Source organism: Streptococcus sp. SS-4456 (genome assembly GCF_036680365.1).
In the GTDB taxonomy this organism is placed as follows: Bacteria; Bacillota; Bacilli; order Lactobacillales; family Streptococcaceae; genus Streptococcus.
Map to the genome: position 1 here is coordinate 22,895 of NZ_JAVIHI010000005.1, position 15,914 is coordinate 38,808.

The 15,914-nt window shown below is 42.5% G+C and carries 19 protein-coding genes; 3 read left to right on the plus strand and 16 right to left on the minus strand.

Annotated features, from left to right (window positions below):
• Positions 1–176 precede the first annotated feature (176 nt).
• The 5 genes from rsmA to RFK25_RS02460 form a co-directional block, all read right to left on the minus strand.
• Positions 177–1,049 carry a 16S rRNA (adenine(1518)-N(6)/adenine(1519)-N(6))-dimethyltransferase RsmA gene (gene rsmA / locus RFK25_RS02440; protein ID WP_332411255.1) on the minus strand — a complete coding sequence of 291 codons (873 nt, stop codon included), beginning with the start codon at positions 1,047–1,049 and terminating at the stop codon, positions 177–179.
• 24 nt (positions 1,050–1,073) lie between these two features.
• Complete coding sequence (locus tag RFK25_RS02445; RefSeq protein WP_332411257.1) at positions 1,074–2,228, minus strand: MBL fold metallo-hydrolase; 1,155 nt, start codon at positions 2,226–2,228, stop codon at positions 1,074–1,076.
• A gap of 308 nt (positions 2,229–2,536) precedes the next feature.
• A complete protein-coding gene (gene relB, locus RFK25_RS02450) occupies positions 2,537–2,764 on the minus strand; it encodes a type II toxin-antitoxin system RelB/ParD family antitoxin (protein WP_332411259.1) in 228 nt (75 codons plus the stop codon).
• Entirely contained in the window at positions 2,757–3,323 is a 567-nt protein-coding gene (rnmV, locus tag RFK25_RS02455) for a ribonuclease M5 (protein WP_332411261.1), read from the minus strand. The genes relB and rnmV overlap by 8 nt, the downstream gene beginning before the upstream one ends.
• A complete protein-coding gene (locus RFK25_RS02460; protein ID WP_332411264.1) occupies positions 3,307–4,089 on the minus strand; it encodes a TatD family hydrolase in 783 nt (260 codons plus the stop codon). The genes rnmV and RFK25_RS02460 overlap by 17 nt, the downstream gene beginning before the upstream one ends.
• Positions 4,090–4,194: 105 nt before the next feature.
• Between RFK25_RS02460 and RFK25_RS02465 the strand changes: the two genes are divergently transcribed.
• Positions 4,195–5,013 (plus strand): Cof-type HAD-IIB family hydrolase, encoded by an 819-nt coding sequence (locus RFK25_RS02465; RefSeq protein WP_332411266.1) that lies wholly within the window; start codon positions 4,195–4,197, stop codon positions 5,011–5,013.
• Positions 5,014–5,062: 49 nt separating this feature from the next.
• On the opposite strand, the gene rpmH is transcribed toward RFK25_RS02465, so the two are convergent.
• The 5 genes from rpmH to RFK25_RS02490 all read right to left on the minus strand — a co-directional run bounded on the left by rpmH (position 5,063) and on the right by RFK25_RS02490 (position 8,760).
• Positions 5,063–5,200 (minus strand): 50S ribosomal protein L34, encoded by a 138-nt coding sequence (gene rpmH, locus RFK25_RS02470; RefSeq protein ID WP_002939016.1) that lies wholly within the window; start codon positions 5,198–5,200, stop codon positions 5,063–5,065.
• A gap of 168 nt (positions 5,201–5,368) precedes the next feature.
• Positions 5,369–6,355, minus strand: coding sequence for an RNA-binding cell elongation regulator Jag/EloR (gene jag / locus RFK25_RS02475; protein WP_332411267.1), 987 nt, complete (start codon positions 6,353–6,355; stop codon positions 5,369–5,371).
• 24 nt (positions 6,356–6,379) lie between these two features.
• Entirely contained in the window at positions 6,380–7,192 is an 813-nt protein-coding gene (locus tag RFK25_RS02480; RefSeq protein ID WP_172090931.1) for a membrane protein insertase YidC, read from the minus strand.
• Positions 7,176–7,535 (minus strand): ribonuclease P protein component, encoded by a 360-nt coding sequence (gene rnpA, locus RFK25_RS02485; RefSeq protein WP_332411269.1) that lies wholly within the window; start codon positions 7,533–7,535, stop codon positions 7,176–7,178. The genes RFK25_RS02480 and rnpA overlap by 17 nt, the downstream gene beginning before the upstream one ends.
• A gap of 349 nt (positions 7,536–7,884) precedes the next feature.
• Entirely contained in the window at positions 7,885–8,760 is an 876-nt protein-coding gene (locus RFK25_RS02490; RefSeq protein WP_332411270.1) for a VOC family protein, read from the minus strand.
• Between the two features lie 107 nt (positions 8,761–8,867).
• On the opposite strand from RFK25_RS02490, the gene RFK25_RS02495 reads away from it, so the two are divergent.
• Positions 8,868–9,368: an NUDIX hydrolase gene (locus RFK25_RS02495; RefSeq protein ID WP_332411271.1), complete on the plus strand. Its 501-nt coding sequence runs from the start codon at positions 8,868–8,870 to the stop codon at positions 9,366–9,368.
• Here RFK25_RS02495 and RFK25_RS02500 read toward each other — a convergent pair.
• Positions 9,357–9,647 (minus strand): hypothetical protein, encoded by a 291-nt coding sequence (locus tag RFK25_RS02500; RefSeq protein WP_332411273.1) that lies wholly within the window; start codon positions 9,645–9,647, stop codon positions 9,357–9,359. The genes RFK25_RS02495 and RFK25_RS02500 overlap by 12 nt on opposite strands.
• 60 nt (positions 9,648–9,707) lie before the next feature.
• Here RFK25_RS02500 and RFK25_RS02505 point away from each other — a divergent pair, with 60 nt between their 5' ends.
• Entirely contained in the window at positions 9,708–10,067 is a 360-nt protein-coding gene (locus RFK25_RS02505) for a MerR family transcriptional regulator (protein WP_332411275.1), read from the plus strand.
• A 39-nt stretch (positions 10,068–10,106) separates the two neighbouring features.
• Here the strand turns inward: RFK25_RS02505 and mmuM are convergent, their stop codons facing one another.
• The 5 genes from mmuM to gltX form a co-directional block, all read right to left on the minus strand.
• Positions 10,107–11,054 carry a homocysteine S-methyltransferase gene (gene mmuM / locus RFK25_RS02510; protein WP_332411277.1) on the minus strand — a complete coding sequence of 316 codons (948 nt, stop codon included), beginning with the start codon at positions 11,052–11,054 and terminating at the stop codon, positions 10,107–10,109.
• A 12-nt stretch (positions 11,055–11,066) separates the two neighbouring features.
• A complete protein-coding gene (locus RFK25_RS02515) occupies positions 11,067–12,443 on the minus strand; it encodes an amino acid permease (protein WP_332411278.1) in 1,377 nt (458 codons plus the stop codon).
• A gap of 202 nt (positions 12,444–12,645) precedes the next feature.
• Entirely contained in the window at positions 12,646–13,620 is a 975-nt protein-coding gene (locus RFK25_RS02520) for a hypothetical protein (RefSeq protein WP_332411280.1), read from the minus strand.
• A complete protein-coding gene (locus RFK25_RS02525; protein ID WP_332411282.1) occupies positions 13,621–14,295 on the minus strand; it encodes a hypothetical protein in 675 nt (224 codons plus the stop codon). It abuts the gene before it with no gap.
• Between the two features lie 112 nt (positions 14,296–14,407).
• On the minus strand, positions 14,408–15,862 hold the full coding sequence (gene gltX, locus RFK25_RS02530) for a glutamate--tRNA ligase (protein WP_332411283.1): 1,455 nt from the start codon (positions 15,860–15,862) through the stop codon (positions 14,408–14,410).
• Between the last annotated feature and the right edge of the window lie 52 nt (positions 15,863–15,914).

The window sequence follows — 15,914 nt, forward strand, 5'->3', positions numbered from 1 at the left end:
AAACTCTCTCTTGTTTTTGTAAATATTCTGCTAATTTGCAGACAATATTTTTCAAAAGTTAGTCACTTTTCAGTATAGCAAGCTTTCCACCCACTGTCAACGAACAAGGCAAACAGGAAAACAATTTTCCATTAAAATAAATATTGATTGCAGATTTCACCACAATCAATACCTACTTATAAACCAACTTCCTGGAGGCTGTCAGACAGACGTGCGAAGTCAGCCATGGAAAGTGCTTCTCCACGAACACTGGCTTCCAGCTCTGCCATGCCAAGTGCCTGCGTCAGCTTGTCCTTAACCTCTTCGGACTTGCCAAAATGGTTGGTCAGGTTGTTCCACAAGGTCTTACGGCGGTGCACAAAGCTGGCCTTGGACACCCGGAAGAAGAAATCTTCGTCCTTGACGTTCACCAGGGGTTGCTCGCGACGGACCATTTTGAGAATGGCGGAGTCCACGTTTGGTGCGGGCACAAAGACGGTGCGTGGCACGATGAAGGCCACCTTGGCAGTCATGTAGTACTGGACCGCGATGGACAGGCTACCGTAGGACTTGGTGTTTGGCTCGGCAGAAATGCGGTCGGCCACCTCCCGCTGCATCATGACCACGAACTCGCTGAAGGGAATCTTGCTCTCAATCAGGTGCATGAGGATAGGGGTGGTGATGTAGTAGGGCAGGTTGGCCACGACCTTGATGGGCAGGTCAGGATTCTTGAAATTCTGAATCTGGGTCTGCAGGTCGGTCTTGAGGATATCTTGGTTGACCACGGTCACATTGTCAAAGCGACCCAAGGTGTCCGCCAAAATCGGAATCAGGCGGTCGTCAATCTCAAAGGCCATGACTTCGGCGGCATTTTCCGCCAAAAACTCGGTCAAGGCCCCGATCCCAGGACCGATTTCGATGACATTGACATTCTGGTCAATCTCAGCCGTATCTACAATCTTCTGTAAAATATTGGTATCGGTCAAAAAGTTCTGACCGAAGGATTTCTTAAAGGTAAACCCGTGGCGTTCAAGGACGGCACGAGTAACGTTTTTGTCTGCGATTCTCATTCTTGGTCTTTCTATGTGATTTTATTACCAATGACAATAATAAGTCATTTTTGAGTTAGCGTCCTCAGTTATCGTGTTAATACATTTTTGATTTGAAATTAAATCAACTAAAACTTCCTTGTGCGGGTGCCTATATCTATTATGTTTTCCAGCCGATGCAAAGTAAGCAGCGAAATTAATCTTCTTTCTAAATCCTTCATTATAATTATGTCTTGAACCGTGATGTGGAATTTGAACAAGGCCAATATTTCTAAAATACTTAGAGTAGACATTTTCAACAGAATCCCATTTTTGTTTACAACTAATCCACTTTTTTTTATTCCAATCGTATTTACCAGCTTCATAGTCACCTGTATAAAGACAACCGTTAAAATATATGTATTCATGGTTCCCATTATGGTGGTAAATGCAGGAAAATAATCTACATTTATTAGAACAACTATTAAAAGGCAGACCTGCACCAGAATATAACATCATTGAATTTACATTTAAACTTCCGGGAACTTTTGAATAAGCTTTTTTAATCTCACTTTTATCCGATTTTGTCCCTTGAATCCATAGTTTTTTTAATTCCTGCAAGTCAACTTTTCCATTCGAATCTAAAATACTCATACTTAAATTTATTTTTTTTAATTCTGTCTCGAAGATTTGTTTTCTCGTATCTTCTCTAAAATTATGCGGCAAATATACCCAATCAACTTCAACTCCTGCCCCAAATATCGCTTCTGAAGTTTCAGCAATTAGGCTCCCTTCTTGGTGTTCAACTGAAATAGGATGTAGTACTACATCAGAGTTTTCTATGCTCTGACCATTTGTCGAAATAAAGTTACGTACAAAACTCGATGGAGCCGTTTCATTAATCACATTCATCAGTTCGTTCAATTCTCTCGTTTCCGACGTAATCAATGGAAAAAACAAATGCCTCACGTTGCAATGATGTAGCAAAAATTCCAACCCATTCACATGATCATCATCCAGATGCGATATAAATACAGCATGAATTTCTTCATTTTTATTTAAGTTAGCTTTTATTTGAGTCTCCACATACATTACATTAGTAGCCGAACCGCAATCATAGATAACCCTGTATTCGTTTCCTCTCAACCTCAAAGTCTCTAGATAAAAAGCACCTTGACCAACTGGTAATATTTCTCTCTTGACGGAATTCATTAGTGACATCCTCCTATATAGTATTCGTTTGTTAAGTGAATGATTTTCATAAAATATACATTAGACACGACGAAGTTATTTCACCCCTCACTTCAACAACTTGATTTAATCACTCTTGGTTGCAAAAAGGTAACCCAGTTGAACTTCATTTTTCACCACGCGATAGAGGGCGATGTAGTCTTTTCCAATGACATAGCCTCGGGTCAGATGAGGCGGGTCTATCTGCTTACCAAAACGATTATCGGCGTTAAAGCCACGTTCTGGAAAAATTTGCCTATCTCATCTCAACTACCGATGTAAGTATCTCTGGATAAAACTCAAATTCCATACTTCTTTTTGACACGCTCTAGGCTGATCCCTTGACCTGCCTTAATCGCCTGCTGATTTTCCTGGATTTCCTTCTGTAACTGTAAAAACAACTCTTCTGCTGTCAGAAGTGGAAACTCAGTTTTTACAGCAATGTTTTGTAAGAAGAGATTGCAGCCAGCAGTCAAATCCAGCTGGTTCATAGCAAATACTTCCTTGCCTGTTTCCAATTCACTCATACTCCCTCATAGCCTCCTCAACTTCCGCCAGACTTATCCCAAACAATTCCAATCGTTTGAGGAGTTGCTTGCCGTTGCAATAGCCGATGCGGAGCTTTTCTCCCAGATACTCCCTCCGCTGGCGGCTGTCACCACCCATCAGCAATCCAAGGCGCATCAGGTCTGACTTGCTAATGTCAAAGTTGTTTTCATCATCATAGTAGCCACGCAGGCCTGCTAGGGCCTTTTCCAAGTCTTCAAAGCTGGCGTGCTCAATGCCCAAGGACCGCCCTTTTGTTTTGGACTTTGGGGTAGCCTCGTCCCGCTGTAAAAAGGCGTGTTTGACCGTGGGAATGGCCTGCATAATGATCTTTCGAATCCGCTCCCCATTGTAGTCTGGGTCGGTGAAGACAATAACGCCACGCAGGTCATGGAGTTTCTCGATGCGTTCCAAATCATCGTCTGATATGGCAGAGCCTCTGGTTTCGTAGGTATTCACCTCGTAAAACCGTTTTAGGTTTGCTGTATCATCCTTGCCCTCGACAACGAGGACTTCTTGTATCTTAATTTTCTGTGTCAATTCTGAACAAGCTCCTTGCATTCTCGTAGGTCGCTTTCGCCACTTCTTCGACCGACTGGTTGCGAAGCTGGGCCAGCATTTCCACCACATATCTAGTGTATCCGGTGCGATTTTCCCGACCACGCTTGGGAACTGGGGCCAGGTAGGGTGCGTCCGTTTCGACCAGAATTTTGTCTAGGGGCAATGCTTGCGCCGCTTCCTGAAGTTCAACGGCTTTTTTGAAGGTCACCACTCCCGAGAAGGAGATGTGCATGCCCAGGTCCATGAAAGCTTGAGCCTCCTCCAGAGTGCCAGAGAAGGAATGCATGATGCCTCCGCGTGGACCGACGCCGACTTCCTTGATGATCTGGTAGGTATCTTCCAGAGCGTCGCGAGTATGAACCACAAAGGGTAAGTCCAACTGCTTGGCCAACTCCATCTGTCGCTTGAAAACACGAGCCTGGGTTTCCTTATCCGCCGTCATCCAGTAGTAGTCCAGCCCAATCTCCCCCAAGGCAATGACCTTGGGATGCTTAAGTGCTTCAAGCAAGTAGCTTTCTACTTCCTCGTCATAGGTGCCAGCCTCTGTCGGATGCCAGCCCAATGTCAGATAAATTTCAGGGTGCTGGTCAGCAAGCTCCATAGCCTTGTCAATGGTTGCTCGGTCAAAACCGACCACATTGTGGAGGGTGACCCCCATTTCCTTGGCAAAGTCTAATTCTTCTTGGACCCGCCCCTCAAACTGCTCAACGTTGAGGTGGGTATGGGTATCAAAAATTTCTATCATCTTATTTCTCTTTCTTTTCTACTATTATACCATACTTTAGACCTCTAGCTTTCAAGACAGTTTTGTAGAGAATATGCTACAATAATCTGAAAAGGAGAATAAATAATGATTAAACTACTCGCTATTGATATGGATGGAACTCTGTTGGACGATAAAAAGGAGATTTCCCCTCGCAACCAGCAGGCCTTACGTCAAGCCACTGATGCTGGAATAATGGTGGTACTGTGTACAGGACGCCCCCTGTCTGGTATTCAACCCTACTTTGACCAATTGCAGTTGCCACATTCCCCCTATGCCATTGGCAACAACGGCTGTCTGACCCTTTCAACTGATGACTGGTCTATCCTGTCTTATCAGTCGACACCGCTAGCTCATGTTGAACAATTAGCAAAATTTCTAGAGGAGTTCCCTAGTCTTAACTTGGTCCTCTTTACACCTCATGCCAATTATGCACTAGGTAAGGAGCTCAATAAAGCCACAAAAAATGATGCCATCATCGAATCTTCTATCCTTTACCATACCGAATTGGAGAACTTTCGCTCCTTGAACATACCTGTCCTTGTGCCGATTTTTATGGGAGAGGCTGAGGAACTGGATCAACTGCAACTAGCTTACGGTAACCAACTAGCAGAAAACTTCCAACCTGTCCGTAGTTTAGACTACGCTTTTGAAGCCCTTCCAAAAGGAGTTAGTAAGGCTAGTGCCTTGGCTAGACTAACAGAGAAGCTCGGCATAACTCCAGAGGAAGTCATGGCAGTTGGAGATGGGGACAATGATATCCAAATGCTCCAATGGGCAGGGCTTGGCATTGCCATGAAAAATGCAAGTCCATCCCTACTAAAGTTCGCAGATGATATCACAGACAGCCATAATGAATCTGGCTTGGCCAAGGCTATCGAAAAGCATCTTCTCAATGTGAAATAACGACGAAAAAACCAGCAGACTCGAGTTTCTGCTGGTTTTAATTGTATTCTTATGCTACTGTAAGAACTTTACGTCCCTTACGGCGACGAGCTGCTAACACGCGACGGCCGTTTTTAGTTGCCATACGGCTACGGAAACCGTGTTTACGTGCGCGACGGATTTTACTTGGTTGAAAAGTACGTTTCACGATGAATACCTCCTCTTAGATTCTTGTATTCGTTTAGCCGGCTAGTTTTGATCAGTTACTAAACATACCAAACTATTTTATATAAATTCTGGGGGTTTGTCAAGCTATTCTGTTCTATTTTCAATCAGATTAAGAAAAAACATTGAAAAAAAGAGGCTGTGCCTCTTCTTAATCGCGATGTCCTTCAATATCTACCACTACATAGCGGTTTGGTTCGCTACCTTCTGAATAACTTGTCAAACCGTCCATCTTAGAAATAATGCGGTGGATGATTTTACGTTCACTGCTTGACATAGGGTCTGTGTGGTAGGCTTCCTGTTCAACCAATACACGTTCAGCCAATTTTTGCGCATAGCCTTGAAGAACTTCTGCACGGTGTTCTACATAGTCATTCACATTGATGGTAATGTAGAAATTACGTTCGTAACGGTTGTAAAGGAAGTTCTGAGCCAAGAGTTGCAGAGCTTTCAAGACCTTGCCGTGATAGCCAATGACACGTCCTGGTTCATTGGTATCCACTTGGATATTGATTGTACGTCGGCTATGGCTGGTTTCAATACTTGCTTCCACATCCATGTCGTCTAGAATTTCTTGAATATAGGCAGAAACCTCTGCAACAACCTGTTCAATGTCGTACTGGGGCTCCACTTTGATATTTAAATCAGCAAATTCATCCTTGACAACTGGCTCTGGGCTAATCACTTCTTCTTGAGTAGGTGTCTGACTGACACTTGCTAACAATTCGTCAGAAAGAATTTCAATGCGCCCAGTTTCTTCAAGAATGGTTGTCGCTTCTTTTTCGTTCTTCAAAATCTGAACCTTAATCTCATCATCAAGCGTTTGACCAGATTTTTCAAATTCCTTAACTGCCGCAACAACTTTTCCTAAATCAATCGTAGCTTCTGAAACACTCTTGACTGGCTCATTAAGTTCATTGATTTCACTTGGAACGCCTCGAACAGCCTTTTGGTTGGCTTTGACAACTGTTGTTTCGTTGATGACGTCAATATCTACGATGGCTGGTTTTTTACCAAAACCAAAGAAACCTTTCTTCTCACGCGCTACAACAGTGATATGTGCCTTCTTACGGGGAATATTCAATTCTTCTAGACCATTTTGAATGGCTTCTTCAACATTTGCACCTGTAAATTTCATTTTCTCTCTCCTATTCGTTTCATCCTACTTCTGTTTGCGAGCCTTTTTCTGAGCCCGTCTGATTTTAGCTTGACGCTCTTTTTCAGCATCAATTTTAGCTTGACGCTCTGCTATGATTTTGAAAGGATTATTAAACACCAAGGTTTGAACCACTTGATAAGCGTTAGATACGGTCCAGTACAAGGCCACACCACTAGCGGCTGTAACAGCAAAGAAGAAAATCAGTACTGGCATGATGTACATCATAGCTGTAATGGCACCGTTTTTCTCAATGGCTGCCTTATTGGCCAACCAAGTACTTAAGAAGGTGAAGGCTGCTGCTAAAACTGGAAAGATAAAATAGGGGTCAGATTCACCAAGATTTACCCAGAGGAACTGTCCAACCTTGAGAGCTTCCTCCGTTATCAGAGCTTGATAAAGAGCTATCAAAATCGGCATCTGAATTAAGAGTGGCCACATGGATGAGGTCATGTTGACACCGTTCTCTTTATAGAGTTTTCGTGTTTCCTCATATAATTTCTGACGAGTATCCATATCACTTCCAGCATACTCTTCCTGTAAAGCACGTAGCTGGGGTTGAAGTTCCTGCATCTTACGCGAAGAATTCATTTGAATTTGGAACAAAGGCAATAAGATAGTCCGAATGATAATCGTAAAGAGAATAATCCCGATACCAATCTGACCGTTGATGGACAAGAATTGAATAATGCTAGCAAACCAATGAATCAATCCATTCCATGCGCCCGAAGACTGACTGGAGGCTGTTCCTGTTCCACAAGCGGTAAGCACGAGTAGAGTCGTGGTCAGTAGCCCAGCCCACTTAAGATTCTTTTTCAATCACAACACCTTCCTGGTATAATTTAGCTAGTTTTAAAACATGGATGAGGTTTTTCTTGATTTCCTGATAGGACAGCTCTTCAACTCCTTTACGAGCGATGATTACAAAGTCATCCGTCACCAACTCTTGCTGGCATTCTATCAGGACATGGCGAAGTCTTCGCTTAATGCGATTTCTCATGACAGCGTTTCCCAATTTTTTGCTGACAGATAGACCTACTCGGAAATGAGCCTGGTCTTTGGGTAAGCAGTAAACCACAAACTTCCGATTGGCTACATTCTTTCCTTTTGTAAAAATGTCATTAAAATCTCGTTCACGCTTGACACGATAGCTTTTCTTCAAACCGTCACTCCATCTTTCAAAATTACCTCTATTATACCATAAAATTCAAAAAAGCCAATAAACATCACGTTTATAGGCACCATACACAAGAAGAAAATGCATGTACCTATTTTCTGGTTACACACATTTTTTCAAAATATTTTCAAAAAACTTACACTTCAGCAAAGTTAATCCCTCATTTCCGAGGACTTATATCACATTTTTGACCCAAAACTGACGATGCCTTGAAAACATGATTTCTGAAAACAAAATGTTCTTCATGCATCTGTCGTGTCTTTAGAGGCTTTTTGATACTGCTACATTTTCTTTTGATTGTCCACAAGGAGAAAAACTGACCGAAGTCAGCTTTTTAGGATAAAATCTCTTTAATCTGGTCAAAATCCAGACGACGCATTTGCAGAACGGCATCATTAACAGCCTTGACAGTTTCTGGGCTAGCCGTATCGTATGCTTCCATCAAAATACGTGGCACAATCTGCCAAGAAATCCCAAACTGGTCCTTGACCCAACCGCACATTTCCGCCTCTGGCACTGCTGACAGGAGGTCATAATAGAAATTGAGTTCGTCCTGACTATCCACATAGACCATGAGCGAGAAGGCTTCGTTGAATGAAGCTTCGCCACCGTAGCCGTGGTCCATAACAATCATTTTCTGTCCAGCGACAAGAAGTTCCGCATAATTCAGTTTGGCAGCCTCAACAGCAGCCTCCCCTTCACCGTAGTAGGAAAGTTGACCGACACTAGCCTGAGGGAGCTTGTCCTTGTAGTAGTCCAACATAGGCTGGGCCAAACCAACCTGATCCTGCGAGAAGAGCAGGCAGATGTCAAACTGATAAGGCTTGTCCAAGTCCGGTGCATAAGACAGCTGCCAAGACAAACCAAAGCGGTCTTCCAACCAGACATAGTAAGGGCTGAAAGGATATTCACCCAAAGGCATGAGAATACGACCGCCTTCTGACAAGGCTTGGTACAAACGTGTCACTTCGTCCTTGTTGGCTACATTGACCATAAGCGACATGGACTCATTGAGCTTAAAGTATGGACCCGCACTAATAGCCGCCAAGGTCATATCGCCCAGTTGAAACTGAATCAAATCTGAATCACCCGAAGGCGTATCCGTAATGGTGTAGGTCCAGTCAATCTTGCCTCCGAATAGATCCACGTAGAAAGCTACCGCTTCTTTTGCCTCTGTATCATACCAAAGATGAGGAATAATAGGTTGCATAAAATTTCTCCTTTACTTTCGTCAGCCCATTATACCACAAACTTGTCCGTACAAGCTCACAGGAAAATTTCTTATGCTATAATAGAAGGATAGAAAAGGAGCAAGCTATGGAAATCTGGAACGCCTACACAGCCGACGGTCAGCTGACCGACCACACTCTCACACGTGGAGAAACCATTCCCGACGGCCTCTACCACTTGGTCGTCGAGTGCATCATCCGCCACCACGACGGCAGCACCCTCTTCATGAAACGCGACATCACCAAGTCCTCCTACCCCGACTATTATGAAGCGACAGCAGGAGGTTCGGCTTTGTTTGGGGAAATAGCAGAGCAGGCCATTTTGCGCGAAGTCCGCGAAGAGACAGGCATTGAGCTGACAGCTGACCAACTCCGCCACCATACACACTTTGTCGCCCATGACGACCAGTGCATTTTCCACTGCTACTGGGCTAAAACCGACTGGGACAAAGCTGCTATCCAACTCCAAGTCTACGAAACCAGCAACTACATCTGGGTCCCACAGGAAAAGTTGAAAGACTTTCTTGAAACAGAACTGGTCATTCCAAGGCAGAAAGACTATGTGGAGAGATTGTTTTTAGAACAATAACAGGGCAAGAGCGAGAATGCTACTCAGTAAAACATGAGATAAAAAGTGACTGAGACGATTTCTCCCAAAAAGAATGCGACCACCTAAGACACGCACACCGCAAGCCAAGATTAAACCGAAAATAAATCCCCAAACTGTCTGCCAGCCCAATAAACTGAGCAGAACTGGGCAAGCATATAAAACCAGTAACCGGTTAGGAAGTTGCTTACGATATACCCAAGCAGATAGCGGTAATAGCCCCAAATAAAGCACAATCAAGCATTTAACAACAATAATCATATAGAACTCCTTTCCCCACCAATGTATCATGAGGGGGTAAGGCACTGTCAAGAGGAGATTATGAAAACAGGACAAGTTATGCAACAATTTGGTATCAAACGTGATACGCTTCGTTTCTACACCGAACAAGGATTGCTACAACCTCAGCTGGTTAACGGTAACTACTACTGGAACGAAGAAGAAATCAACAACCTAGAAAATATACTAGGACTTCGCCAGTTAGGCCTATCTGTGAAAGCTATTATCCGTATCAAAGAACTTCACGACACCAAATGCGGCAGTCTCGAACAGCTAAAAGAAAACAAACAGGTCATACTGGATGAAATTGCCGACCGTGAAAAACAAATCCTCCTACTCCAAGAACAGAAGGAAAATTTAGAAAACCTACTCCAGCAGATTGAGGAAAAATTACAGAATTGATAACAAAATCCCCGCTGTCACAGGACAGCGGGGATTCATTTATTTCAATCCAGCAACTAGACTTGCAATATCAGCTGGTCGAGTACGACAGCAGCCTCCAACTACCTTGGCACCCAGTTTGTGCCATTCAAGAGTATTGTCCAATAGAGAGTGGCTATGGTCAGCTTCTTCTTTCCATGTTTGAGTGGCTCCATCATAGACCTCACCCGAATTTGGATAGGTGACAAATGGTTTATCCGTTTTCTCTCTCAACTGACTGAGAAAGGCTGGGTAGAGAGAAGGAGCCGTACAGTTAAGACCAACCGCCAAAATCTGCTCACTGCTGTTGACCAGCTCTGCTATTTTTTCAATAGACGTTCCGTCAGAAATCGACTGACCGTCCTGTGATGTGAAGCTAATATAGGCTTCGACATTTGGAAAATCCTCTGCTAGCAACTCTACCAAGGCTTGTGCTTCAAGAACATTTGGGATGGTTTCCAAGGCCAAGAGTTCCGCTCCCTGTTCTAAGAGAAGCTCAATTCGGCGACGGTGGAAATCTTTTAACTCTGACAGACTAATGTTGCCATAATCACCCGTGTATTCAGCACCGTTGGCCAAATAGGCTGCGTAGGGACCCACGTCTCCTGAAATGAGAGGATAGCTTCGTTGTACTTTTTCAGCTTCAGACAATTCTGCCCAGACCTCATCACGCGCTTCCTTGGCCAAATCAACGGTCAAGCGAATGAGGTCCTCCGCCTCTGCTTGTGACAAGCCAACTTCTGCTAATCCTTCAAAGGTCGCCTGATAGGTGGAGCTTGTCACCAAGTCCGCACCTGCACGAATGTAGTCCTTATGAATATCCTTGATATACTGGGGATTCTCCAAAAGATACTTGGCTGACCAGAGCTTACCTGATACATCATGACCTCGAAATTCCAATTCCGTCCCAAGAGCACCGTGTAAAATGATATATTCCTTTTGTTCTAGTAGTTCTTTAAAACGCCCCATACTCGAAACCTCCTACCACTTTTTAAAGCGGATATAGTGATAAATATAGCAGCCAATCATGAATGGCACACCAAAGTAAAGACCGGCACGCTGTGAAGGATCCCAACCGATTCCGATGATAGAAATAACCAGCAAAATAACGGTAATCCATGGCAAAATCGGTGAGAAGGGCGTCTTGTATTCCAATTCATCTTCACTGTGAGTTTTCAAAAATTCACGACGGAAACCGATTTGTGCCAGAGGAATGGCCAACCAAGCAATGACAACTGCAAAACCAGCAATAGAAACCAGGGCCAAGAAGATGGTATCTTCTGCATAAATTGACGCAATCAAGGCGATGACAACACCAATCATGGACAAAATCATGCCCCGCATAGGCACACCATGCTTGTTAATCTTCACTAATTCCTTACTAATCATGCCTTCATTGGCCAAAGACCAAAGCATACGGCTTGAAGCATAGAGCCCTGAAGTCGATGCAGATAAGATAGCTGTCAAGATGATGAAGTTCATAATATCAGCAGCATATGGGAAGCCAATCTTGTCCAAGACAAGTACGAATGGCGCTTCTGTCACACCTGCTTCTGACATAGGAAGTAGAGCTGCCAAAACTACAATTGTCAAGACAAAGAAGATAACCAATAGACCGATAGTTGACTTAATGGCTTGCGGTACAGCTTTCTTGGGATTATCTGTTTCACCTGCCGCAATTCCGATCATTTCCACACCTGAAAAGGCATAGTTAACGGACAACATGACCGTGATAAAGCCTACTAATCCGTTTGGGAGCAATCCATTACTTGTGATGTTGTTAAATAGCGGCGCAGCATTGGTTCCCTCAAAAGGCAAAATACCAAAAATAGCCAAAGTCCCAAGCACGATAAAGGCTGCTATGGCATAGACCTTGATAGACGAGAGCGCATCTTCTGCCTTGGCAAACCAGCCAACTGATAGGGTGTTCAAGCCAAAGACAATCACTGCAAAAATCGTTGCAAAAATCCAAATCGGCACACTAGGAAACCAGCGTTGCATGAGCTGGGCTGCCCCAACAAACTGCGATGCCAGAGCAACGACCCAGCAAAGCCAATACATCCAGGCCACCATGAAGCCCGTTCCAGGACTGATAAACTTGGTCGCATAGGTGTGGAAAGATCCAGTCACCGGCATTGCAACCGACAATTCACCCAAAGAAAACATAACCAAATAAACCATGACAGCTCCGAAAAGATAGGCCGCAATAGCTCCAAAAGGCCCAGCCTGTGCAATGGTATAGCCTGAACTCAAGAACAAACCTGTCCCGATAACCCCACCGATAGACAACATCTGCAAATGGCGACTGTTCATCTCTCGATTAAAAGTACCCTGATTTTCAAAATTATGATTTTCCATACTCTCTCCTAAATAGTAATGATTTATTTATGATACCATAGTTTTTCAGAAACTGGTTATATCGTTTTCAAGCTTATTTCCATAGTTTTAAACTATAACAAATCCCCACCGCCATATATGACAGTGGGGATTATTTGTATTACAAACTCTTCAACATATTCTCAATATGCTGGATAGATTTTTCACGGCCGAGATAGAGAATTTAATAATCCCGTAACTTTTTAATTTCTTGATATATGTCCTTTCGGAATTTTCCAAGAGATACATTCTTTATATCCTCCTCAAAAATCACATCACCATAAATCATTCTATCTATCTCGTCATCCGTTAGAGATAATTGACTTTCGATACCACCATCTGTCTGCAGTAACTGACGCAACTCTTCCCTATATTTCTTCGAATATTTCTCTTCTCGTAAAAGCATATTTCTCACATCAAGATTATGAATACTATAAGCTTCTTCAAGTTTGATTGTTCCTATGTCTCCCTTTCTCACCTTAGTAGTAGAAATAATTACTTTAACGTCATCAGATGTAGTCTGTTGATAACTAAATTTCACTTCGTTCTTCTCAACATCAGACTTTATGAATGGATGAACGTTAAAATCTTTAGTCCCCTTGATATGATTACAAGCTCCACAAGATGGAATTAAATTATATAGGCTAACCGCTAACCATGGAAATTCATCCTTACTATAAAAATGGTCCATTTGTGCCGCAAATCTATCCCCACGATTATTGATATAATTTCGATTACAATACGGACAAACAGTTATTCCTAATTCCCTAACAAGAAATTGATTGATGTTAATTTCTGATTTACCCAAAACAATCGATTTAGACAAAATACTATAGTCTGTATAAACCTTTTTCAAGTCATCAACGACTTCAGATTGACTAGACTTCAAATCATTACATATTTCAGTATACTTAATTTTAGCAAACTTAGCTAGTTCCTCGGGCGGCAATAATATTAAATACTTAAAAACTGCTTCTCCATTCCAGTTGCTACCAATACCATTAGGAATATTTTTTTCAATAAATACCTTCAACTCAGCCAAATCTAAAAGATTTTTAGACTTATCTAATATTCTTTCAAAATATAGCTCTTCAACTGTGGTCCTATTCCCAAAATAGTTTTTCTTTTTGCGATATGGTTCTGTATCGATATATATCATCTATTCCTCCCCATTATGTGAATTTATAAGTTCTTCTATCTCTGATACTATTGTCAGTATCTGCTTATTATTGCCCGATGCTTCTTTCAATTTCTGAAATAATCCGTTCATCCCACTTTTTTCTAAAGAAGAATCTGACAAGTTTTCACTAAATCGAATGTTATCCCACATAGATAGCAACTTACGTTTGATTAACTGTTCGCCTATTGCATCAATCCTATACTTCAAGATTTGTTTGAACCAATCATCACTCGAAGACTTTTGGAATTTTTCTCTAATGAAAGAGTTATTTAAGATATCATCTCTTAATTTTATATACTTCGCTCTATATTGTGTATTATATTCATCCTTGTAATCTGTTTGGTTCAATTTAGGGAAGATGATTTCACCAAATTTAAGTTTATCTTTTCCTAACCTATAAATAAAGAGCTTCTTTTCACTTTGAGACAGTATATCATTCACCAACCTAGTCTTCCCAACTCCATTTTCCCCAACAATAACAGTCAAGTCATCAATTCCTTCTGCATATGGGATTTTGATATAGTCTTTTTCTTCTATCTTAAAATTTTTTCCATCTGTATGTTCGACCTTAATATCTGGTAAAAAGTTGATGACTTCATATTTCTCATCTTTGCTCTCAATCATCGCAACCAATCGCATTCCTTTTTTCTCCATCTTTCCTATCTCCTTGTTGCATTTATTTCCTATTATAACCTCAGATGAAAATTTTTTAAAGCATAATCAAAAGAAGTTGAACATATATCCAACTTCCTTATTATTTATTTCATTACAAACTCTTCAACATATTATCAATATGCTGGATAGATTTTTCACGGCCGAGCAGGTAAATGGTATTTGGCAACTCTGGTCCGTGCATTTCGCCTGAAACGGCGATACGGATTGGCATGAAGAGGTTTTTGCCCTTAATGCCAGTCTCTTTTTGAACAGCTTTGATTTGTGGGAAGATATTATCTGGTTGGAAATCTTCGTCGGTCATGGCTTCCAATTTTTCCTTGAGGGCATTGAGAACAGTTGGTACCGTTTCGCCAGCCATGACTTCTTTTTCCTCGTCTGTCAATTTTGGGAAATCAGAGAAGAAAAGGTCTGTCAAACCAACGATTTCATCCGCAGATGACATCTGTGGCTTGTAGAGTTCCACCAATTTTTCTGCCTTGTCTGTCAAGCGACCAGCCTCTTCCAAGAATGGTTTAGCAAGGTTGAAAATGGTCTCCAAATCAGCATTTTTGATGTACTCATTGCTCATCCAATCCATTTTCTTCTGATCAAAGGCAGCTGGTGACTTGCTGAGACGATTTTCATCGAAGAGTTGGATAAATTGCTCACGGGAGAAGATTTCCTCCTCACCACCAGGGTTCCAACCCAAAAGACCGATAAAGTTGAAAACAGCTTCAGGCATGTAACCTTTACGACGGTAATCTTCGATAAAGGCCAGGGTGTTGGTGTCACGTTTGGACAATTTTTTACCGGTTGCAGAGTTTATAATCAAGGTCATGTGGGCAAATTCTGGAGCTTCCCAGCCTAGTGCTTCATAGACCATCAATTGCTTAGGTGTATTGGCAATGTGATCGTCTCCGCGGATAACGTGCGAAATCTCCATCAAATGATCGTCAATAACCACGGCAAAGTTGTAGGTTGGGTAACCGTCACGTTTCTGAATAACCCAGTCACCACCGATGTTGCCACCTTCAAACTCAATCTCACCCTTAACCATGTCATTCCACTTGTAAATACCAGCTTCATTGACAGCCAAGCGGACAGTTGGGACAATGCCTGCCGCCTCACGCTCTGCTATGTAGGCTGTTTTTTCATCTTCAGACATACCCAGGTATTCGTTGACGTAGCGAGGTGTTTCACCAGCAGCTTCCTGACGCTCACGCTCCGCTGCCAATTCTTCTTCGGTCACATAAGACTTGTAGGCCTTGCCTGAAGCCAAGAGCTCACCCACATACTTCTGGTAAATATCCAAACGCTCAGACTGGCGGTATTGCTCATGGGTTTCTGGGCTTTCATCCCAATCAATACCCAACCAACGCAGGTTTTCCAGCTGAGAACGCTCTCCGTCTTCCACATGGCGTTTGCGGTCTGTGTCCTCGATACGAATAAGGAAAGTACCGCCGTGATGACGGGCAAAAAGATAGTTAAACAATGCTGTACGAGCATTTCCGATATGCAAAAGTCCCGTTGGACTTGGTGCGTAACGCACGCGAATTGGTTTGGTCATGTTTCTCTCCTGTAAAATTTCAATCAAGAACATTATAGCATAGATACGAGTA

Excerpts from the sequence above, each read along its gene's own strand:
- RFK25_RS02505 (WP_332411275.1), top strand. The coding sequence starts at position 9,708 with ATGAAAACAGGACAAGTTATGCAACAATTTGGTATCAAACGTGATACG.
- RFK25_RS02500 (WP_332411273.1), bottom strand. The coding sequence starts at position 9,647 with ATGATTATTGTTGTTAAATGCTTGATTGTGCTTTATTTGGGGCTATTA.
- RFK25_RS02460 (WP_332411264.1), bottom strand. The coding sequence starts at position 4,089 with ATGATAGAAATTTTTGATACCCATACCCACCTCAACGTTGAGCAGTTT.
- RFK25_RS02445 (WP_332411257.1), bottom strand. The coding sequence starts at position 2,228 with ATGTCACTAATGAATTCCGTCAAGAGAGAAATATTACCAGTTGGTCAA.
- RFK25_RS02490 (WP_332411270.1), bottom strand. The coding sequence starts at position 8,760 with ATGCAACCTATTATTCCTCATCTTTGGTATGATACAGAGGCAAAAGAA.
- gltX (WP_332411283.1), bottom strand. The coding sequence starts at position 15,862 with ATGACCAAACCAATTCGCGTGCGTTACGCACCAAGTCCAACGGGACTT.
- relB (WP_332411259.1), bottom strand. The coding sequence starts at position 2,764 with ATGAGTGAATTGGAAACAGGCAAGGAAGTATTTGCTATGAACCAGCTG.
- RFK25_RS02515 (WP_332411278.1), bottom strand. The coding sequence starts at position 12,443 with ATGGAAAATCATAATTTTGAAAATCAGGGTACTTTTAATCGAGAGATG.
- RFK25_RS02520 (WP_332411280.1), bottom strand. The coding sequence starts at position 13,620 with ATGATATATATCGATACAGAACCATATCGCAAAAAGAAAAACTATTTT.
- RFK25_RS02495 (WP_332411271.1), top strand. The coding sequence starts at position 8,868 with ATGGAAATCTGGAACGCCTACACAGCCGACGGTCAGCTGACCGACCAC.
- RFK25_RS02465 (WP_332411266.1), top strand. The coding sequence starts at position 4,195 with ATGATTAAACTACTCGCTATTGATATGGATGGAACTCTGTTGGACGAT.
- RFK25_RS02525 (WP_332411282.1), bottom strand. The coding sequence starts at position 14,295 with ATGGAGAAAAAAGGAATGCGATTGGTTGCGATGATTGAGAGCAAAGAT.
- jag (WP_332411267.1), bottom strand. The coding sequence starts at position 6,355 with ATGAAATTTACAGGTGCAAATGTTGAAGAAGCCATTCAAAATGGTCTA.
- mmuM (WP_332411277.1), bottom strand. The coding sequence starts at position 11,054 with ATGGGGCGTTTTAAAGAACTACTAGAACAAAAGGAATATATCATTTTA.
- rsmA (WP_332411255.1), bottom strand. The coding sequence starts at position 1,049 with ATGAGAATCGCAGACAAAAACGTTACTCGTGCCGTCCTTGAACGCCAC.